14 protein-coding genes are annotated in these 20,117 nt (G+C 71.7%); 8 read left to right on the forward strand and 6 right to left on the reverse strand.

The genetic code is table 11. The annotated features are described in order from the left end of the window. Positions 1 to 161 precede the first annotated feature (161 nt). The 3 genes from ACU6P3_RS30255 to ACU6P3_RS30265 form a co-directional block, all read right to left on the reverse strand. A complete protein-coding gene (locus tag ACU6P3_RS30255) occupies positions 162 to 1,127 on the reverse strand; it encodes a pectate lyase family protein (RefSeq protein ID WP_447194996.1) in 966 nt (321 codons plus the stop codon). Between the two features lie 258 nt (positions 1,128 to 1,385). After that, positions 1,386 to 2,663: an MFS transporter gene (locus ACU6P3_RS30260; RefSeq protein ID WP_447194997.1), complete on the reverse strand. Its 1,278-nt coding sequence runs from the start codon at positions 2,661 to 2,663 to the stop codon at positions 1,386 to 1,388. 642 nt (positions 2,664 to 3,305) lie between these two features. Further along, on the reverse strand, positions 3,306 to 3,632 hold the full coding sequence (locus tag ACU6P3_RS30265) for a plasmid stabilization protein (protein ID WP_447194998.1): 327 nt from the start codon (positions 3,630 to 3,632) through the stop codon (positions 3,306 to 3,308). A 337-nt stretch (positions 3,633 to 3,969) separates the two neighbouring features. On the opposite strand from ACU6P3_RS30265, the gene ACU6P3_RS30270 reads away from it, so the two are divergent. Both ACU6P3_RS30270 and ACU6P3_RS30275 read left to right on the forward strand, forming a co-directional pair. Beyond that, entirely contained in the window at positions 3,970 to 4,488 is a 519-nt protein-coding gene (locus tag ACU6P3_RS30270; protein WP_030740847.1) for a VOC family protein, read from the forward strand. Positions 4,489 to 4,622: 134 nt separating this feature from the next. Continuing rightward, positions 4,623 to 5,159, forward strand: a complete 537-nt coding sequence (locus ACU6P3_RS30275; protein WP_447194999.1) for a cysteine hydrolase family protein — start codon at positions 4,623 to 4,625, stop codon at positions 5,157 to 5,159. Positions 5,160 to 5,508: 349 nt separating this feature from the next. Here ACU6P3_RS30275 and ACU6P3_RS30280 read toward each other — a convergent pair whose 3' ends face one another. Beyond that, positions 5,509 to 8,073 carry a glycoside hydrolase family 127 protein gene (locus ACU6P3_RS30280; protein WP_447195000.1) on the reverse strand — a complete coding sequence of 855 codons (2,565 nt, stop codon included), beginning with the start codon at positions 8,071 to 8,073 and terminating at the stop codon, positions 5,509 to 5,511. Positions 8,074 to 8,401: 328 nt separating this feature from the next. Between ACU6P3_RS30280 and ACU6P3_RS30285 the strand changes: the two genes are divergently transcribed. The 4 genes from ACU6P3_RS30285 to ACU6P3_RS30300 all read left to right on the forward strand — a co-directional run bounded on the left by ACU6P3_RS30285 (position 8,402) and on the right by ACU6P3_RS30300 (position 13,943). Next, a complete protein-coding gene (locus ACU6P3_RS30285; RefSeq protein ID WP_447195001.1) occupies positions 8,402 to 10,378 on the forward strand; it encodes a cellulase family glycosylhydrolase in 1,977 nt (658 codons plus the stop codon). A 144-nt stretch (positions 10,379 to 10,522) separates the two neighbouring features. Beyond that, the gene (locus ACU6P3_RS30290) at positions 10,523 to 11,596 is read left to right on the forward strand and encodes an iron-siderophore ABC transporter substrate-binding protein (RefSeq protein ID WP_447195002.1); all 1,074 of its coding nucleotides are present in this window, start codon (positions 10,523 to 10,525) and stop codon (positions 11,594 to 11,596) included. Between the two features lie 95 nt (positions 11,597 to 11,691). Next, on the forward strand, positions 11,692 to 12,738 hold the full coding sequence (locus tag ACU6P3_RS30295) for a FecCD family ABC transporter permease (RefSeq protein ID WP_447195003.1): 1,047 nt from the start codon (positions 11,692 to 11,694) through the stop codon (positions 12,736 to 12,738). Then, on the forward strand, positions 12,735 to 13,943 hold the full coding sequence (locus tag ACU6P3_RS30300; protein WP_447195004.1) for a FecCD family ABC transporter permease: 1,209 nt from the start codon (positions 12,735 to 12,737) through the stop codon (positions 13,941 to 13,943). Before ACU6P3_RS30295 ends, ACU6P3_RS30300 begins: the two co-directional genes overlap by 4 nt. A 308-nt stretch (positions 13,944 to 14,251) precedes the next feature. Here the strand turns inward: ACU6P3_RS30300 and ACU6P3_RS30305 are convergent, their stop codons facing one another. Both ACU6P3_RS30305 and ACU6P3_RS30310 read right to left on the reverse strand, forming a co-directional pair. Then, positions 14,252 to 15,487 carry an IS4 family transposase gene (locus tag ACU6P3_RS30305; protein WP_447195005.1) on the reverse strand — a complete coding sequence of 412 codons (1,236 nt, stop codon included), beginning with the start codon at positions 15,485 to 15,487 and terminating at the stop codon, positions 14,252 to 14,254. Positions 15,488 to 15,647: 160 nt separating this feature from the next. Continuing rightward, a complete protein-coding gene (locus ACU6P3_RS30310) occupies positions 15,648 to 16,913 on the reverse strand; it encodes an IS701 family transposase (protein ID WP_447194508.1) in 1,266 nt (421 codons plus the stop codon). Between the two features lie 183 nt (positions 16,914 to 17,096). On the opposite strand from ACU6P3_RS30310, the gene ACU6P3_RS30315 reads away from it, so the two are divergent. Together ACU6P3_RS30315 and ACU6P3_RS30320 are read left to right on the forward strand one after the other, a co-directional pair. Continuing rightward, entirely contained in the window at positions 17,097 to 18,833 is a 1,737-nt protein-coding gene (locus tag ACU6P3_RS30315) for an IlvD/Edd family dehydratase (RefSeq protein ID WP_447195006.1), read from the forward strand. A gap of 45 nt (positions 18,834 to 18,878) precedes the next feature. Then, complete coding sequence (locus ACU6P3_RS30320) at positions 18,879 to 20,066, forward strand: fumarylacetoacetate hydrolase family protein (RefSeq protein ID WP_447195007.1); 1,188 nt, start codon at positions 18,879 to 18,881, stop codon at positions 20,064 to 20,066. Positions 20,067 to 20,117: the final 51 nt, after the last annotated feature.

The following is a 20,117-nucleotide window of genomic DNA, read 5'->3' on the forward strand; positions in this document are numbered from 1 at the left end:
TCACCGGGAGGGGCCGTCCGCCGCCGGCGCCGTCGGTGTGGCCGGCGCCGGAAGCGTACTCGCCGGAACCGTAGAGGAGCGAGGAGGCCGGGGCAAGACCGGTGGCGTGGGGGATCCACCGGTCCGGCCCCGGCCGGGTACACGGGTGTGCGGGGACCGGGTCAGATCTTGCCGACGCCCGCGCCCGCCGTGACGGACGCCTTCACACCGGACGCGCTCTCCGCGGTGTAGCCGTACGGGATCGCGGCCACGCTGCCGCCGGTCTGGCCGGCCGTGGAGTTGACGAAGTGGTTGTCGCGCGCCACCAGCGAACCGGGGTCGGAGGACCCCTCTCCGAGGTGGTAGGTGTCGTCCACGTTCTCGAAGTAGTTGCCCTCGACGAGGACGCCCGCCTGTTCCGTGGAGGCGACGCCGTACGCACCGATGTTGCTGAAGTAGTTGTTCAGCACGTGCACCGGGTTGCCGAAGCGCACCCGGGGGTTGCGCTGGGTCGTACCGTCGAACCAGTTGTGGTCGTACGTCACCTTGAGCTTGCCGCTGTCCTCGGACGCGTTGTTGTCCGAGTGGCCGAGCAGCATGTTCTTGTCCTGGTTGTGCATCCGGTTCCAGGAGACCGTGACGTTCGTGGCGCCGTGCTTGATGTCGATGCCGCCGTCCTTGGCGTTGGAGACGTCGTTGTGGTCGACCCAGACCCTGGTGGAGCCGTCCACGTTGACCGCGTCGTCGTTCGAGCCGGTGAACGTCAGGTTCTGAATGATCACATTGCTGACCCTGCGGACGTTGAGCCCGCTGCCCGTGATCCTGCCGGCGGTGCCCGCGCCGACGACGGTCTTGTTCGCGGCCACCCGCACCATCTCGCTCAGCGAGATGGTGCCGTTCACCCGGACCACCAGGGCGCCCTCGCGCTGTACCGCCTCGGTGAACTGGGCCGCGTTCGTCACGGTGACGGTGGAGCCTCCGGCGCCGCCGGTGGTCCCGGCACCGAATCCGATCGGGCCCGCGGCGGCTCGCGGACCGTCCAGTGGCGCGGGGGCGGCGCCGGCGGCCGTGGCCCCGGTGAGCGCCAGGGCGACGGCGGCCGCCGCCGCGACGAGGGAGAAGGTGTACGGTGCGCTCGTCCTGCGCATGGGTGTTCTCCGTCCGTGGGGTTTGGAGAGCGGGTTGCTGGTGTGCACCGATGCCGCGCGGCAGGCATGAGGCGAGGCTAGAACGATCCCCGTGGACGATGACGCCGCCTGTGTGGACTATCCCGCGCGGGCGGCGACGACTGCCGCACCACCGCCGGACGGCACCGCGCCGCGGGTGCGGGGCCCGCGCGGCGCGTGACGCCGGCCGGGGCGACCGGCGTGACGCCGGCCGCCCCGCGTGCCGCCGGACCGGAGGCCCTACGCCGTCGGGGCGGCGGCCTCCGTACGCCGGGTGGCCCCGACACGGCGCAGCCCCGTCGCGAGTGCGGCGACGGCGAGGGCGAACGCCACCAGCAGGGCGCTGACCCACACCGGCGAGCGGTAACCGAACCCGGCCGAGATGGCGAGGCCGCCGAGCCAGGGGCCGGCCGCCGCGCCCACGTTGAGCGCGGCGGTCGCGCAGGCCCCGGCGAATGTCGGCGCCCCGGTCGCCTCGTACAGCGCCCGCGCGATCAGCGTGGACCCGACGGCGAACGAGAGCGTGCCCTGGACGAGCACCAGCACGAGCGCCGTCACGGGGCTCTGGGCGGTCACCGCGAACACGCCCCAGCCGACGAGCAGGGCGGCGCCGCCGCCCACCAGGAGCGGCAGCGGCCGGGTGTCGGCGAACCGGCCGCCGAGGGTGACGCCGAGGAACGACCCGATCCCGAACAGCGCCAGCACGGCGGGGACCCAGGCGTGGCCGATCCCGGAGACCGAGGTGACCAGCGGGGCGAGATACGTGAACGTGCAGAAGGTCGCGCCGTTGACGAGGGCGCCGAGCACCAGGGTCACCACCAGCCGCGTGGATCGCAGGGCCCTCAACTCCTCGCGGGCACCGGTGCCCTCGGCCGACCGGGGTGTCCCGTCCGGCTCAGCGGGCCCGGGTGCCACGGTCGGCCCGGGTGTCCCGGCCGCGCCGGTCGCCGGTCGTGCACCGTCCGCGTGGGCCGCGTCGCCGGGGACCGACCGGACGATGGCCACGACGGCGGGCACGGACACGGCGGCCACGGCCCAGAAGGCGGACCGCCACCCCCACCACTGCCCCAGCAACGCCCCGGCCGGAACCCCCGCCACGCACGCCGCGGTCACCCCGCCGAGCAGGATGGACGTGGCACGCCCCGTGGCGCGCGGTCCGGCCAGCACGCTCGCGGTCGCCAGGGCCACGGCCAGGAACCCCGCGTTGGCCAGCGCGGCCACCACCCGGGTGGCCAGCAGGACGGGGAAGCTGGTGGTGACGGCACCGACGACATGGACGAGCAGGAAGACGACCAGGAAGACGAGCAGCGCCCGCCGCCGCGACCAGCGCAGGCCGACCACCGCCATCAGCGGCGCGCCGACGATCATTCCCACGGCGAACGCCGAGGTCAGCGCGCCCGCCGCCGGAACGGACACCTGGAGGTCGCGCGCGATGTCCGGCACCAGACCGGACAGCATGAATTCGGATGTTCCCTGGGCGAAGACGGCCAGGGCGAGGACGTACAGAACGAGAGGCACAACAAGACTCCGCAACCACATCAGGGCTGGATCGACACGGCGGCGACGAGCCACGGCGGTGCCCCTGCCGGCGCGCGGGAGCGACGGATCCCCGAAGGCACGTGAAGGCTCGACGGGGAGGGTGACCGGGGCCCGTGCGACCGCACGGGGAAGGCCCGCCGGTGTCACGCACGGCGACAGCACGGTCGAGGCCGGACACAGTCCGAAGACGCCGATCCGATGGCAGCGCTCGCGAACGCGGCGCCACCAGGGCCCGGAGAAGGCTGTGGGAGCGCTGCTACGACGCGACGACGAGGTCAGCCACCGGACGGCCGGTGGCTACAGTCTTGATGCCTCGGGACTGGACACGCGCGACAGCGTAGCGGCGCGGGGGCCGGGGCACCAATCCGTACCGCTCACGCCGTACGGGATGCGATCACCGGGGGTTGGGCGTCCGATGGAGTGAGGAGGTGGCCTGTCCATGGCGCGTCCCCTGTGGAACGGAGTGCCGTCCTTCGGGCTGGTCAGCCTGCCCGTGCAGCTCTACTCCGCCACCGAGAGCCATACCGTGCGCGTGAGTGCCCGCCCCGCGCGCTGCCGCCGCCGACCGCCGGACCCGCGGCCACCACGGCCCGGCGGTCAGCGGCGCGCCGACGCCGGGGCTCAGCGGCCCAGCGCCTTGGAGAGCTGTTGCTTGTTCATCGACGAACGGCCTTCGACACCACGCCGCTTCGCCTCCTCGTACAGCTGGTCCTTGGTCGGCCCCTGCGCGCCGCGGTGCGAGCGCTGGCCACCGCGCTCGGAGGCGGACTTGGGGTCCCGCACGGAGGTCTTGCTCGCCGACTTGGACTCCCCGGCCCGTGCCCGCTCCTTGTTCACGGTGCGCGCGGCGATCTCCTTCGCCCGGCCGGTGGACGTGCCGCGCTTCTCGGCACCCTCCTTGATGTGTTCGTACTGTCGCTCCCGCTTCGAACTGGAACCTCGCGGCATGGCGCTACTCCTTCGTCGGGCTCCGCCCGTTCGGGGCCGAGCGCGTGGCGTGGGCAACCGGTGACAACGGTGCGCCTACCCACTGGCCCACCGCTCTCACATCAGCCGCCGGTTCCACTGCACGCCCCACGGCCGCGGTACGCGACACGGCATGCGCCGTACGGGGCAAAACGGGCCGTGACGCCCCGCCGCTCACCCGGTGTCGGCCACGCGCTCCCGGGGCAGGCGCCTCAGTGACGGCCCTCTCGAACCGACTGAACCCGTCACCCTCGTCCGTCCGGCCCGCCCGAGCAGCGGGCCGGGGACGGGAAGGGCAAGGGCAGGAAGGAGCAGTCCCATGAGCGCGCGAGGTATCGACCACGTCGGTGTGACGGTCCCCGACCTGGACGCCGCCACCACCTTCTTCGCCCATGTCCTGGGCGCCGAGCCGCTGTACGACACACTGCCGCGCGGGCAGGGACCGAGGTCCGGCCCCGCTCTGGAGCGCCGCACGGGGGTCCCCGGGGGGACCCGGCAGATCGCGGTCCGCATGCTGCGGCTGCGCGACGGCCCCGGTCTGGAGCTGTTCGAGTTCGACGGTCCGCGCCAGGGGGCCGCGGTGGTGCCGAGCGATCTCGGCTGGCAGCACGTCGCCTGCTACGTGGACGACCTCGACGCGGCCCTGCAGGCCGTGGAGAGCGCCGGCGGCACGATCCTGGACGAGCCGGCGGAGCTGCCGGGGCCCGAATCGGGGCCGAACAACCTGTTCGCGTACTGCCGCACCCCCTGGGGCAGCACCCTGGAACTGCTGACCTACCCCGATCCGCAGCCCTATGAGGACGACACCGAACTGCGCCGCTGGTGTCCCGCCCCGTAGCCTCGAGCCACCTCGGTGGATCGATGATCAGCCACCAACGCGCCCCGGCCCGGCCCGGGCCGGCACCGGCCCGCGAACGTGCGACGGTGCGCGGCGCGGGCCGGGCCCGGGGATCCGCGAGGGGGCAGGACCACATGAAATCCGCACTCATCGTCATCGACATGATCAACACCTATGATCACCCCGACGCGGATCAGCTCATGCGTTCGGTAAGGAAGGCGCTGCCGTCCGTGGTGCGCCTCCTGGCACGCGCCCGTGCCGCGCGAGTGCCCGTCATCTACGTCAACGACAACTTCGGCGAGTGGCGTTCGCACCACGGCGAGATCCTGGACACCGCGCTCTCCGGCCCCCACGCCGACCTGGTCGAGCCCGTCCGGCCGGACGACGACTCGCTGTTCGTCGTGAAGGCCCGGCACTCCATCTTCTACGAGACACCGCTCGCGTACCTGCTGGCGCAGCTGGGCACCGAGCGCGTGATCCTGTGCGGGCAGGTCACCGAGCAGTGTGTGCTCTACTCGGCACTCGACGCGCACGTCAGACACCTGACGGTGACCGTCCCCGAGGACGCCGTCGCCCATATCCACGACGATCTCGCGCGGGCCGCGCTGCGGATGATGCGGCGGAACATGGACGCCGAGATCTGTCCCGCCGGACGCGTCGCGTTCACCTGAGCCCTTGGGGCCCGGCGGACGGTGGCACGCCCGGACGCCGCGCCCACGACGGACACGACCCTCGTCCACGACCCCGCACCACCGCACCGGCGTGCGTCCGGGACCTCGCGGTGACCGCGCCGTAGTGTGACTCACCCGACGGGCCCCTCCGATGCCCGTTACCTGGGCTTGTGGCCAACGCGGCGAGCGCGCGTGCCGGGCGTCGCGACGGGGCAAACGTTGCCGGGAGGGGCACTACGTCACCTGGCTCGCCGTGGGCGTCGCCGTGCTGTTGGTCGCCGTCACCGTCCAGACCTGACCCGCACACCCGGGGTCCCGCGGCTCCGGCGGTGTGCGGGTCAGGAGGGCGTCAGGAGCGGGCCAGCGTGGCGACCTCGGCGGCCGTCAGCGTCCTCCCGTAGACCCGGAAGTCGTCGACCGCGCCCCTCAGATACGGGTCCGGGTACTGCGACCTGCCGATCCAGGAGGACCTCATGGTGTTGCCGAAGTGCCGCGGCTCGACGGTGATCCCGGTCCTGCGGCCCGCCTCCGCGCCGTCCACGTACAGCACCGCCGTACCGCCGCCGTACGCCACGGCGACATGGGTCCACCGGCCGGTCGCCAGGGCGGGGGCGTCGATGCGCGCCTCCGCGCCGCCGCCGCCCGCCGTCACGGCGAACCGCAGGGTGCCCGAGTCGCTGCGCGGGGTCAGGAACAGATTGGCGGTCACCCCCGTTCCGAAGTCGAAGATCCGGCTCCAGGCCGCCGGCTGCCCGTCCAGCCTGACCCAGGTCGCCACCGAGTACGCGGAGGCGCCCGCGAGCACGTTGTCCGCCACGACCACATGCCCGTCGGTGCCGTTCAGCGCCACCGCCCCGGCGGTACGGCCCGCCGTCCAGGAGGCGCCGCCGGCCAGGCGCGCCGTCTTCCCGTTGCCGGTGGCGTCCGCGGCCGCCGTGCCCGTGGACTCGTCGAAGCGGTACCACGCGGCGAAGGCCGGTGGCGGTGGCGGTGGCGTGCCCGTCAGCCAGTAGACGTGGTAGCGCTGGTGGTGCACGCGGGCGATCGGCAGCAGGGAGACCATGGCCCCGCCGGCGCTCGCCGTGAACCGCATCGGCGCGTCGGCGGTCTTGCGCACCGACGCGGCGTCCAGCCGGGGCATCGACGTGCCGGCGCTGTTCCCGTACGCGCCGGCCAGCACGACCGGCCCGTACAGCACGGCCTGGACATCCGGGTCGTCCGGCGTCGGCTCGATCGTCACGCGCATCGGCAGCACCACCTCGACCTGGTCGCCGGTGCGCCAGGTGCGCTCGACGGTGAACCAGCCGCCCGGGGCCGGGGTGCCCGGCGCCGGCGTCCCGTTGACCCGGACCGAGGGACCCGAGGTCCAGGAGGGGATACGGATCTGGAGGCGGTGGGCGGCCCCGCCCGCGACCACGGACAGGGTGGTGCCCGCCCCGTCGGGGAAGGTGGTGGTCTGCCGCCAGGTGATGCCCTTCTCGCGCCAGGCCACCTCGGACGGGATGAAGAGGTTGACCAGCAGCCGGTCAGCGTCGTGCGTGTAGACCGTGTCCGCGAACTTCGCGTGGGTCTCCATGCCGGAGCCGTGGTCGCAGGAGAAGTTGTCGTAGTCGGTGGAGTACATGTTCGGGTCGGTGCCCATGAAGGACGGCTGCTGCTTGAACGACCCGGGCGCGAGTCCGGTGTAGTAGATGTTGAAGCCGTGCGCGGAACCGGGGTCCTGTTCGCCGAGCATCTGGTTGAACAGCGTGCGCTCGTAGTATTCGAGGAGTTCCGTGCGCTCGGGGGCGTGGAAGTGCAGCAGCCGGGTCAGCTTCAGCATGTTGTAGCTGTTGCAGTTCTCGCAGCAGTTGTTGCTGAGCTGCGCCGCGATGGCGTCCGGCTCGTGGAACGCCTCACCGTTGCTGTTCCCGCCGATGACATACGTGTGGTGCTCGGTGACGATGCGCCAGAAATTCTCGGCGATGGTGCGGTAGCGGTCGGGCAGGCCCTCCTCCCACAGCCGCATCGCTCCCACCGCCTTGGGGATCTGGGTGTTGGCGTGCAGCCCGGCCAGCCGGTCCTCCCCGCGGGCCAGTGGGTCGAACACCCGTGCGTGGGTGAAGCGTTCGGCGACCTGGAGCCAGGTCGCGTCACCGGTGACCGCGTGCAGGTCGGCCAGTACGTCGTTCATCCCGCCGAACTCGGTCTCCAGCACCCGCTGCATCTGGGCCGGTGACAGCCGCGCGGTACGCCGGTCCACCCAGGCGGCCTGGGCGAGGACGACGTCGAGTGCCTGACTGTTGCCCGCCAGCCGGTACTGGTCGACGAGGCCGGCCATGATCTTGTGAATCGTGTAGTACGGCGCCCACACCCCCGTCCCGGCCTCCAGCCGGTCGAAGAAGTTCTCGGGGAACGCCGAGAGATAGCCCTGCCCGAACCCCGCCCGCGGCGAGCGCGCCTGGCACTCGGCGAGCGCGGCCACCAGCCGGTTCCCCTTGTCGCGCAGTGCGCTCTCACCGGTGTTGGCGTACGTGAGGGCCAGGCCGGAGAGCAGGTGGCCGGTGCTGTGCCCGCGCAGTTCGGTGGTGGGCGACTCCCAGCCGCCGCAGGGCGCGGCGCCGCTCGCCAGCCCGACGTTCAGCCGGAAGGTGTGCAGCAGCCTGTCGAGGTCGACGAAGCGCAGGTAGGCCGTGTTGCGCGACTGGTTGTCCTTGAACGCGCTCGCCAGCAGGGTCACCGCGCCGAGGGGGAAGGGCTGGACGACGGGGGCCGCGGCCCGCCCCGCCTCGCCGCCCCGTGTGTCCGGTGCGGTGGGCGGTCCGTCGGCCGGTGCCGCGCTCGCGGCGGTGTCGCCCGCCGCCACCAGCGCGGCGGCCGTGGCCCCGCCGGCGGCGGTCGTGAGGAAGTGCCGTCTGTCGAGTGGTCTGGTCATAGCCGGATCTCCGCATGTCGTGGGCCGGTGGGCCCGAGGTGTCCCGTCACCATGGAGTGTTCGGTATGTCGAACGTTGTGCGACATGCTGTGCGCTCCCACGCTACTGACGTCCCAAGGGAAGTCAATGCACCCGGCGCGAGGCCGAGTTGTGGGAGTCCGGGCGGTACGGTCGACGCTATTGACTACCTGTCAATAACGGGCGCAGTGTGGTCGCCATGTCATGGGGCGAGGCGACGGCGGTACGGATCACGGGGCGGGGCGCGCGGCGGCGAGGGCGCTCGGGGCGGCGCGGGGGCCCGAGGTGGGGCCCGGGACGGCGAGCGTGCGTGCCAGGCGTCGCCGGCCAGGCGGGACTTTCGCGACACGCCCGAGGGCGCGGCGCACTGCTCGGCGCGGTCGGCCTGCTCCTCGCCACGGTCGCGCTCGCCGGTCCTCCCGCCCGCGCCGCGGACGGCGATCCGCAGTGGTTCGACGGCCGGACGGCCACCGAAGTGAGCGTGGACGACGGCCGGTTCAGCGACGGACACGGCCGTGAGGTGGTCCTGCGCGGATTCAACATCTCCGGCGAGACCAAACTGGAGGAGAACGGCGGCCTGCCCTTCGCGAACGCGGCCGACGCCCGCGCCTCCGCCGCCGCCGTCCGCACCCTGACCGGGGGCAACGCCGTCCGCTTCCTGCTCTCCTGGGCGCACGCCGAGCCCGCGCCCGGCGTGCTCGACACCGCCTACCTCGACCGGGCCACCGAGCAGATCAAGGCCCTGCTGGCCGTCGGGCTGCGGGTGTTCCCCGACTTCCACCAGGACCTCTACTCCCGCCACCTGTTCGACGAGGACAGCTGGTACACCGGTGACGGCGCGCCCCGCTGGGCGGTCGAGGCCGGCGGGTATCCCGACGAGTCCTGTGGCATCTGCGTCCTGTGGGGCCAGAACATCACCCAGAACCAGGCGGTCAAGAGCGCCACCCGGGACTTCTGGGCCAACCGTGTCCTCACCGTTCCCACGCCCTCCGGCCCGGTCTCCGTGCCCGTCCGGGACGCCTTCCTCGACACCGCGCAGAAGACGATGGAACACCTGGCCCGCGATCTCGACGCGGACGAGTTCGCGGGCGTCGTCGGCTTCGACCCGTACAACGAGCCCTACGCGGGCGAGTACGCGAGCGGACAGGACAGCCGCGCGTGGGAACGGGACGTCCTGTGGCCGTTCTACGAGGAGTTCCGGGCCCGGATGGACGCCGCGGGCTGGCGCGACAAGCCCGTGTTCGTGGAGCCCAACATGTTCTGGAACGCCAACCTCGACTTCGCCCGGCAGCCCGGCGGCCTCCTCGACGCGGGCGCCGTCGGCGACGACTACGTCTTCAACACCCACTTCTACGACCAGAAGGCCATCTCGGGCATCTTCATGTGGGGCAAGGCGCGGGACGGCCGGTACGCCACCGACTTCGCGGCGGTGCGTGACCGCGCGGCGGCCCTGGCCACCCCCGGCATCGTCAGCGAGTTCGGCCACCCGCTCAGCGGCACCACCGCCGACAAGGCCCCCTCGGTGCTGAAGGCCATGTACCAGGCGCTCGACTCCCGGCTGCCGGGCGCCGCCTGGTGGTCGTCGGCGGCGCGGTCGGGCCCCGTCCTGTCGGGCACCCAATGGCAGTGGGACCTCTACAGCGGCCGCCACCGTGAGGCGATGAACGGCAACCCCGGCAAAATTCTCACGGACGGGGACGCCTGGAACGACGAGGACCTCTCCTCCGTCGAACTCGACGCGTCCGGCAAGGCCGTCCTGCGCCAGGACGCCCGGCTGCTCGACCGCCTCTACCCCACCGCCGTCGCCGGCCGCGCCCTCGCCTTCACCTATGAGGACCGGTCCCGCGACGGCACCTCGGTGATGAGCTGGAACCGCGTTCCGGAGGGGATGCCCAACACCGCGCGGCTGGTGGGTCCAGGGCGCTACGGTGTGATCGTCTGGCGCTCCGAGGGCGCCACGCGGGCGCCGACCGAGCTGCACCTGCCGAGCGGTTTCGACCCGGCCACCACCACCGTCGTCTCCGACCTCGGCGCCGTGACCGGCCTGCCCGCGTACACCGCGCAGGGGCAGACGGCCGGCCATCCCGTCGCCCGGGCCGCCGAACGGGGCGGCCCGGGCGCGCACCGGCTGCTGCTGTCGGCCCCGGCGGCGGCCGACGGGCCCGGGACCCTCCACTACGCACTCGTCGCGGACGGCACCACGTCCCCGAGCGCGGAGCTGCGCGCCGCGGCGGGGCGTGAACTCGCCGCGTGGGCGGCGTCCTCGGCCTTCCCCGCGGCGGGCTGACCGGGGATCCGGTACGGAGTGGACATGAGCGCGGTTGAAAGGAATATCTACTTAGCTTAGGCTTCCCTAAGCCGCTGTTGACCGGTGTCGCACGGCTGCCTGTGCCCCATGGCCGCAATACGCCGCATCACACAGAGGAATCCGATGCCCACCTGGTCCACCCGAGTGCGCCGCCGCACGCTCACCCTCTCGGCGGCCGCCGCCGCGCTCACCCTCGTCCTCGGCGGTTGCTCGTCGGGAGGATCCGACGAGGGGAAGTCCTCCGGCGGTGCGGCGAGAAACGGTGGCGGTGCCTTCCCGGTCACGATCAAGAGCTCGCTCGGCGAAGCGAAGATCAGCGAACAGCCCGAACGGATCGTCACCCTCGGGCAGGGCTCGGCCGAGACCGCCATCGCGCTCGGTCACACCCCCGTGGGCATCGAGGAGTACGCGTGGGGGAGCGACAAGACCGGCTACCTGCCCTGGATCCACGAGGCGGTGAAGAAGTCCGGCGACGAACTGCCCGAGCAGTTCGCGGGCGGTGAGGACATCGACTTCGAGGCCATCACCGAACTCGCCCCCGACGTGATCCTCGCCCCCTGGTCGGGCATCACGCAGAAGCAGTACGACATCCTCTCCGACATCGCCCCGACCGTCGCCTACCCCGGGCTGGCCTGGAGCACCAACTGGGACGAGCAGATCGAGATCATCGCCAAGGCGCTGGGCAGGCCGGCCGAGGCCAGGACCCTCATCTCGCGGATCGAGAAGCAGCTCGCCGACGCCGCCGCGACCCGCCCCGCGTACAAGGGCGTCTCGTTCTCGTACATCTACACCTCGGGGCCCGGCACGCTCGGGGTCTTCCTGCCCGAGGAGCAGCGGGTCGAGATGGTCTCCTCGCTCGGGCTCACCGTCGACCCGGTCGCCAAGACGTTCAAGGAGACCAAGGGCACCGACTCGGCGCTCATCGGCCTGGAGAACGCCGAGAAGCTCTCCGGCAGTGACGTGATCTTCACCTTCTACACCGACGCCAGGACCCGCGAGGAGATCGAGGCGCAGCCGCTGTACGCGGCGATACCCGCCGTCAAGCGCGGTGCCGTCGTCGCGAGCGACGACACCTCCTTCGTCACCGCGTCGTCGATCATCAACCCCCTCACCGTCCCCTGGGTCGTCGAGCGCTATCTGCCACTGATCGACAAGGCCGTGGCCAGGGCCGGTGGCTCGGCGGGCGCCACGTCCTGACACCGCGTGGTGCCCCCGCACCTGCCGGGCCCGGCGGCCCGGCGCCGGGCGACCCGTGACAGGCCCACCCGCCGGACAGCGACCATCAGGACCCCATGACCACCACCACCTCAGCCGTCCGCCCGGGCGGTGCCGGTACGTCCCGGCGTACCGGCACCGCCCGGCGGGTGTACGTCCTCCTCGCCGGGCTCGCCGTCCTGGCGTGCGCCGTCGTCGCCAGTGTGATGTTCGGCAGCAGGACCACTTCCTTCGGCGATGTCGTGGACGTGTTCTCCGGCGCCGCCGACCCGTACGTCGCCACCGTCGTCGAGAGCCGCTACCCGAGGACGGCGCTCGGCCTGCTGGCCGGGCTCTGCCTCGCCGTCGCGGGCACGCTCATGCAAGGGGTGACCCGTAACCCGCTGGCCGACCCCGGGCTGCTCGGCATCAACGCGGGCGCCTCCGCGAGCATCGTCGCCGCCACCGCGTTCCTCGGTGCTTCCGGCGCCACCGCCACGTTGTGGTGGGCGCTGCCCGGGGCGCTGGTCGCGGGGGTGCTCGTGCACGCCATCGGATCGGCGGGGGCCGGCCGGAGCATGGTCAGGCTGGTGCTCGCCGGGGCGGTGCTCTCCGCCGTGCTGATGGCGTTCATCCAGGCCGTGACCCTCAGCAGGCCCAAGGTCTTCGACAGCTACCGGTACTGGGTCGTCGGGGCCCTCGGCGGCCGGGACTTCGACGTCCTCTGGTCGGTCCTGCCCTTCGCCGCCGTCGGGTTCGCGCTCGGCGCGCTCGTCGCGCCCGGTCTCAACGCGCTCGCGCTCGGGGACGATTCCGCGACCGCGCTCGGCGCCCGTCCGGCCCTGGCGCGCGGCGGCGGTCTGTTCGCCGCCACGCTGCTGAGCGCGGCGGCCACGGCGGCGGTCGGCCCGATCGCCTTCGTCGGGCTGGCCGTCCCCCATGTCGTACGGGCCCTCGTCGGCACCGACTTCCGGACCCAGGTCGCGTTCTCCGCCGTCGCGGGCCCGGCCCTGCTGCTGCTCGCGGACGTCGTGGGCCGCGTCGTGCTGCGGCCGCAGGAGCTGATGGTGGGCGTGGTCACCGCGTTCGTGGGCGCCCCCGCGCTCCTGTACGCCGTACGGAGGATGAAGGGAACGGCGGGATGAAGCACACCATCCGTAGCGCGGATCCGCGCGACACCTCACCCGCGTCGCACGGCACACCGAACGGCATACGGAACGGCATACGGAACGGCATACGGAACGGCATACGGAACGGCACCTCGAACGGCGCGCCGGACCCGGCGCGCCGACCGTCCCGGCGGACCCGCCCCACCGGCGCGCCACGCGGCTTCCTCGTCATCGGGCGGGCCCTCGCGCTCCCGGTCCGGCGGATCTCCGTCGTCACGGCGCTCCTCGTCGTGCTCCTGACCCTCGCCGCCGCGGCCGCGACGCTCTCCCTCGGCCGGACCGGGGTCCCGCTCGCCGACCTGCCGGGCGCCCTCACGGGCGGCGCACGGGGAACGGACGTCTTTGTCCTCGAACGGCTGCGCGGGCCACGCCTCGTGGTCGCCGCGGGGACGGGCGCGGCGCTCGGACTGTCGGGCGCGCTCTTCCAGTCCGTGACCCGTAACCCCCTGGGGAGCCCGGACGTGATCGGCCTGGGTTCCGGGGCGGGCGCCGGCGCCGCGATCGTCGCGTTGCTGCTGCCGGGCACCCTGCCAGTACCCGTCGGCGCGCTCGCGGGGGCGGCCGCCGCCATGGCGCTGGTGTACGTCTCGACGGGTGCCGGCTTCCGCAACGGCGGACGCCTCGTGGTGGCCGGTATCGGAGTCGCCGCCATCGGGACGGCGGTCACGCAGTACGTGGTCTACGCCGTGGAGCGGGACAAGGCCACCGTCCTGACCGCCTACGTCAACGGCAGTCTCGCGGCGCGGTCCTGGAGCGACGCCGGTGTCATCTGGCTGGTGCTGCTGGCCGCGGCCCCCTGCACGGCCCTGATCGCACGGCGCCTGGACATCGGTGAGATGGGCGACGACCTCGCCGAGGGGCTCGGCGCCCGTCCCGGGAGCACCAAGTCCCTCGCCGTCACCTTGGCGATCGTGCTCTCCGCGGCGGCCGTCAGCGTCGCGGGGCCCATCGCGTTCATCTCGCTGACCGCACCGCAGATCGCCAAGCGCCTCACGCGCGGCTCCGGCCCCCAGCTGACGCAGGCCACCCTCGTCGGCGCGCTGCTGCTGGTGTCGGCGGACCTCGCGGCCCAGCAACTGCCCCTGTTCGAGGACCTCCCCGTGGGCATCTACACGATGGCCCTCGGCGGCGGCTATCTCGGCTGGCTCCTGATCCGCGAGTGGCGCCGGGGCGTGCTCTGAGCCGTGGCGCCCGGTGCCGGGCGCCACGCGGCGCGGCGGATCCGGTGGACCGCGGCCGGGCCGGGCCGTACCAGGGCCGAACGGCCACGGTGAGGCCGAACGGACCTCTAGGGCCAATACCGCTGTTTTAAGGGCTTTCCTGGCGTCTGCTGGTGGTTTTGGTGGGTGGGACCAGTGTGACTGTCGTGGCCGGGGGCTGGGGTGGGTTGCGGTGATGGGGGTGTTTGAGGTGCCAGTTGGACATCTTGCGTTTGATGACACGGGGGTTGGTGCGTGGCCTTCGGGGTGGCAGGAGTCGTTCCAGCAGTTCACGGCCCGTGTGTCTCAGCGCCTGCTTCAGTCGTGAGGGGGGAAAGTGCCGCCTGGCCGGTGACGTGCCGGCGGGCGGCGTTCAGTGTGCGGGTGAAGGAGATCCGGTCGGGGTCGAGTCCGGCTCGGTGGGCGGTGCGGTGTATGACGTCTCTCAGCGCGTGGTGGACCAGGAGGAATCCGTAGATCTCCTGCTCGACGCCGTCGGGATGGCGCGAGCGCAGGACGAGGTGGTGTCCGCCCTGATGGGTCTTGATCTCGTCGAGAGTGTTCTCGATCTCCCACCGCTGGTGGTAGAGGGCGGCAAGCTCGGCCGCGGGAGCCTGGTCCGGGTCACAGACAGTGGTGACGAGCCGGTAGACCGTCTCGTCCCCTCCGTTGAGGGTGTACTCGACCACTCTGACCGTGGCCGGGTCACGGCGGCGGGCTCGGTCGCTGGTGGCGACGATCTCGGACAGGTAGGAGCCGTCGTCGAAGTTCTCGAGGACGGGCAGCACGACGTTCTTGCGGACCCGCCACACCAGGTCCGCGCCCGTGTCCGTGGCGGCCCGCCACAGCTCGAACCCGGTGATGCCCCGGTCGGCGAGCACCAGCATGCCCGGCCTGAGCCGGTCCAGCAGGCCGGGGATCAGGTGCTGTTCGTGGACCGAAAGCGGTGCGGTCGCCGCGGCAAACACCGCATGCGTGCCGCACTCGACCAGGGCGGTGACCCTCACCTGCGGGTAAGCGCTTCGCTGCTGTCCCCGGGCTGAACCGGGCCGGCCGAAGAAGTCTGCGTTCGCGTCGGTGTCCGGGATGTCGAAGACGGTGCTGTCCACCGAGACCAGTCGCCACTGCCGGTACCAGGCACCGGCAGTGTCCTGGTCGGCCACCGGCCGGCAGACACGGTCGAACAGCACCTTCAACGGCTCCGGCCCCAGCCGTGAGCGGGCCCGGCCGATCGCCCCGGTCGTCGGCACCCGCCACGGCTTCTCCCACCGCCGGGCCCGCTCCAGCCCCTGCGTCAGCAGCCTGGCGACTTCCTCATAGCCCTGCCCGGAGAACAGACACATCGCCAGCACGAAATACACCACCACACGGGCCGGCAGCAGACGCGACCGCTGTTCCAGACGCCCGCACTCAGCAATCACCTCATCCACCAGCTCCGGCGGGAAGACCCGCGTCAGCACCCCCAGAGCAATTCGGTTCGACAGACGCTCACCCGACGACGACTTCACCTGACCAGGCCTCGGCACACCACACCCAACGACCCACACCACACAAAGTCACTGGTATTGGCACTAGTAGTGCTTGGTCATGTTGGTGCGGGGTGTGGCATGTCGCGGTGACAGGTGGGGCAGGCGCCGGTCCAGATCGCGAGGAGTAATTGCAGCTCGCGAACGACTTGGTAGAGGCTCAGGCCGACGCCGTCTCTTTTGGGGATCGGCTCAGTCGCTGCAGGGTGCAGAAGGCGTGGGCGACCGAGACGAGGGTGACGTGGTGGTGCCAGCCTGGCCATGTCCGGCCTTCGAAGTGGGCCAGGCCCAGGGTCTGCTTCATCTCGCGGTAGTCGTTCTCGATGCGCCAGCGGAGCTTCGCGGTGCGCACGAGGACGGGCAGCGGAGTGGTCTCGGGCAGGTTGGAGAGCCAGAACTGCACGGGCTCGTCCTGGTCGGCGGGCCATTCGGCCAGCAGCCAGCGGACCGGGAGCCCGGTGCCAGCCGTGGCCTTGCGGATCTCCCGTCCGGCAGGCCGGACCCGCAGGGCCACGAAGCGCGAGTACATGCGCTTGCGCCCGCTGCGGCCACTGCCCGGCCTCGATCCCTCCCGCCACTGCACCGGCCGCGCGGCGCGTTTCCCGGCCGCGATGACCAGGCTCTTCACGGTCTGTGCTCGCTCGGGGTAGGCCGGGACCGGCCGTCGGCCCAGGCCGGGGTAGGCCGGGGTGCACGGCTGTGCATCCCCGGGGTGCGCCGTGGTCGTGGTCGAGATGCCCACCACATAGTCGAGACCGCGTTCTTCCAGGCCGAGCCGGAAGGCGGCGGTGTCCCCGTAGCCGCCGTCGGTGATGACCTGGGGTACTTCGATGCCCCAGGACCGCGTCTCGTCGATCATGTCGAGGGCCAGCTGCCACTTCTCGACATGGCCCACCTCGGCGGGGATGGCGCACCTGGCACGGCGGGCCACTTTGGCCGGATCTGCCTTCGGCGAGGCGGGGTCCCAGCTCCCGGGCAGGAACAGACGCCAGTTCACCGCCGCCGAGGCACCGTGGGAAGCCAGGTGCAGAGAGACGCCGGCCTGGCAGTTGGTGACTTTGCCCGCTGTGCCGGTGTACTGCCGGGTCACGCACGCGGACGCGTCCCCGTCCTTGAGGAACCCGGTGTCATCGATGATCAGCGCGGTGGGCTTGATGACCGGCTCCATGCGCCAGGCCAACCGGGCCCGCACATGCGCTGCATCCCACGGACTGGAAGTGACGAAGTGGGCCAGGGCCTGACGGTTCCCGTCCTCGCCCAGGCGGGCGGCCATCGGCTCCACCGACTTACGCCCGCCGTCCAGCAGCAGACCCCGCAGATAGACCACACCCCACCGTCGCTGATCCACCCGCGCGAACGGCTCGAACATCTCCGCCGCGAAGTCCTCCAGATCACACCGGACCGCAGCCAACTCCCCACCCAGCACACCCGGTCAACGACACGACCAATCAAAAAGACACGCCATCCCAGACCGCACATGACCAAGCACTACTAGACGCCGTTCATCGAATCATTTAATGATGGCGTCACCGGGTACTACGGCCTGCGGGTCGCCACCCGACAACGCCCCTCGCGAAGCGGACGACGCCAGAGCTACGGGAGTGCCTACATGACGGACGGTCAGCAGAAGAGTCGCCGCAGCCAGGCATGGTTCGGCGCACGGGGCCGCAGCGGGATGGTGTACCGCTCCTGGATGCGCAACCAGGGCTTCGGGCACGAGGTCTTCGACGGGCGCCCGGTCATCGGCATCGCGACCAGTGCCTCCGAACTCGCCCCGTGCAACGCCCATCTGACTCGCGTCGCCGAAGCCGTCAAGCGCGGCGTGTGGCAGGCGGGCGGCCTGCCGCTGCAGTTTCCCACCATGGCCACCGGCGAGACTCTGATGCGTCCCACCGCCATGCTGTACCGCAACCTGATGGCCATGGAGGTCGAGGAGCTGATCAGGGCCAACCCGCTCGACGGTGTCGTGCTGCTGTCCGGCTGTGACAAGACCACCCCCGCCATGCTCATGGGCGCCGCCAGCGTCGACCTGCCCGCCGTCATGGTTACCGGCGGGCCGATGCTCAACGGCAAGTACCGGGGTCAGGACGTGGGGTCCGGTACTCACGTGTGGAAGTTCGAGGAAGATCTGAAGACCGGCAGGATGACCGAGGAGGAGTGCTTCTTCGCGGAAGGCTGCATGGCCCGTTCCAACGGGCACTGTATGACGATGGGGACCGCCTCGACGATGGCCTGCATGGCCGAGGCGCTCGGCATGCAGCTGCCGGGCTCGGCGGCCTGGCCCGCGGTCGACTCCCGGCGGATGGAGACCGCGCAGGCGGCCGGGCAGCGCATCGTGGGGATGGTGGAAGAGGAACTACGCCCCTCGCGGATTCTGACCCGGGAGGCGTTCGAGAACGCCGTCCGGGTCAACGCGGCCATCGGCGGTTCCACGAACGCCGTCATCCACCTCACCGCCCTGGCCGGGCGGGTCGGCGTCGAGTTGAGCCTGTCGGACTTCGACGGCCTGGCTCGCGCGGTGCCGACGCTGGTCAACCTGATGCCCAGTGGCGCGTACCTCATGGAGGACTTCTGCTACGCGGGCGGCCTCCCGGCTGTCCTTGCCGAGCTGCTCGGCGGCGGGCTGCTGCACGGCGACCAGATCACAGTCACCGGACGCACCATCGCCGAGGACACCGAGCACGCCGAACGCGTCGACTCCGACGTCATCACCCGCCTCGACGCCCCCTTCCAGCCGGCCGGCACCGGTATCGCGGTCCTGAGCGGCAACCTGTGTCCCGACGGGGCCGTGATCAAACAGTCCGCCGCGTCACCGCACCTGCTCACCCACCGCGGCCCCGCGCGCGTCTTCGACTCGCCGGAGGCCTACCACGAGGTGGTCGACGACCCGGACCTGGACATCGACGAGAACACCGTCATCGTCATCCGCAACGCCGGCCCCAAGGGCTACCCTGGCATGCCCGAGGTCTCCAACGTCCCGCTTCCCGCCAAGCTGCTGAAGGCCGGCGTCAAGGACATGGTGCGCGTCTGCGACGGCCGGATGAGCGGCACCGGGTACGGCACGGTGGTCCTGCACGTGGCGCCCGAGGCCGCCGTCGGCGGACCTCTCGCCCTGGTGCACGACGGAGACTCCGTCGTCCTCGACGTCCCGAACCGCACCCTGCGCCTGGACGTGGACGACGTTGAGCTGACCCGGCGCCGGCAGACGTGGAGGCCACCCGCTGACCGGTACGACGGGGGCTACACCTGGCTGTACACGCGGAACGTGGAACAAGCCGACCGGGGGGCCGACTTCGGGTTCCTGCGCGGAAGCCGTGGACACGAGGTCCCTCGCGACTCCCACTGAGACGGCCCCAGGCACCGCACCCCCGGACCCAGGAGAGCATTGATCGTGGAATCGGCAGCCGCCCGCCCCCGTCCGGTCCTCACCAGCGGCTCCGTCCTTCCGGAGGACGCCGACCGCGCAACCCTCGTCGCCCGCGTCCACGCCCCGGAACACGACGGGCCGTGTGTGGCCGCGGTTCGCGGCGAGCGGGTCGTCGACCTGACGGCCGTCGTTCCCACCGTTTCCGACCTCATGGAACGCGACGACGCGGCGGCAGTCGTCCGCGAGGCCGACGGAGGACACGTCTGGCGCCTGGACGCATTGCTCGAGGCACCTACCGGTCGCCGTGACGTTGCCCATCTGCTCGCCCCCGTCGACCTGCAGGTGATCAAGGCCGCCGGCGTCACCTTCGCCCGGAGCCTGCTGGAACGCGTCATCGAGGAGCGCGCAGGAGGCGACCCGGCGCAGGCTGCCCGGGTGCGGGCCCGCCTCGTGGAGGCGGTGGGCGGTGCGCTCGACGGCATCCGTCCCGGATCACCCGAGGCCGACAAGGCCAGGGAACTCCTTGTCGCCGAGGGGCTGTGGTCGCAGTACCTGGAGGTCGGCATCGGGCCGGACCCGGAAGTGTTCACCAAGGCGCCGGTGCTGTCCGCGGTCGGCGTCGGCGCCGACATCGGAGTGCTCGGCGCCTCGGTGTGGAACAACCCCGAGCCCGAGGTCGTCCTCGTCGTGGACTCGGGCGGCCGGGTCCACGGTGCGACGCTCGGCAACGACGTCAACCTCCGTGACATCGAGGGACGCAGCGCCCTGCTGCTCGCCCGCGCGAAGGACAACAACGCCTCGTGCGCGATCGGCCCGTTCCTCCGCCTGTTCGACGAGGACTTCACCCTCGACACCGTACGCGGTCTCGACGTCGATCTGCGGGTCGAGGGCACGGACGGATACGTACTGCACGGCAACAGCACGATGCGGGGGATCAGCCGCGACGTGCTGGACCTGGTGGCCGCCACGTACGGTCCGCACCATCAGTACCCGGACGGCTTCGTGCTGTTCACCGGAACGCTGTTCGCCCCGACCGAGGACCGAACGGCACCCGGCATGGGCTTCACCCACGCGTACGGCGACGTCGTGCGGATCTCCAGCCCGCGACTCGGCGCCCTGGTCAACACCGTCGTCCCCAGCGAGCAGGCCGCGCCGTGGACGTTCGGTGTACGAGCGCTGACGCGCAACCTGGCCCGGCGCGGCGTCCTGTGAGACACCGGGGACCACCAGGCCCCGGCGCCGCGACCGACCACCGGGATGTCC

It is taken from the genome of Streptomyces hebeiensis (assembly GCF_052983195.1).

What these genes read in the sequence shown, in the direction of transcription:
- ACU6P3_RS30255 (WP_447194996.1), bottom strand. Translation starts at nt 1,127, where the DNA reads ATGCGCAGGACGAGCGCACCGTACACCTTCTCCCTCGTCGCGGCGGCG.
- ACU6P3_RS30265 (WP_447194998.1), bottom strand. Translation starts at nt 3,632, where the DNA reads ATGCCGCGAGGTTCCAGTTCGAAGCGGGAGCGACAGTACGAACACATC.
- ACU6P3_RS30270 (WP_030740847.1), top strand. Translation starts at nt 3,970, where the DNA reads ATGAGCGCGCGAGGTATCGACCACGTCGGTGTGACGGTCCCCGACCTG.
- ACU6P3_RS30275 (WP_447194999.1), top strand. Translation starts at nt 4,623, where the DNA reads ATGAAATCCGCACTCATCGTCATCGACATGATCAACACCTATGATCAC.
- ACU6P3_RS30280 (WP_447195000.1), bottom strand. Translation starts at nt 8,073, where the DNA reads ATGACCAGACCACTCGACAGACGGCACTTCCTCACGACCGCCGCCGGC.
- ACU6P3_RS30290 (WP_447195002.1), top strand. Translation starts at nt 10,523, where the DNA reads ATGCCCACCTGGTCCACCCGAGTGCGCCGCCGCACGCTCACCCTCTCG.
- ACU6P3_RS30295 (WP_447195003.1), top strand. Translation starts at nt 11,692, where the DNA reads ATGACCACCACCACCTCAGCCGTCCGCCCGGGCGGTGCCGGTACGTCC.
- ACU6P3_RS30300 (WP_447195004.1), top strand. Translation starts at nt 12,735, where the DNA reads ATGAAGCACACCATCCGTAGCGCGGATCCGCGCGACACCTCACCCGCG.
- ACU6P3_RS30315 (WP_447195006.1), top strand. Translation starts at nt 17,097, where the DNA reads ATGACGGACGGTCAGCAGAAGAGTCGCCGCAGCCAGGCATGGTTCGGC.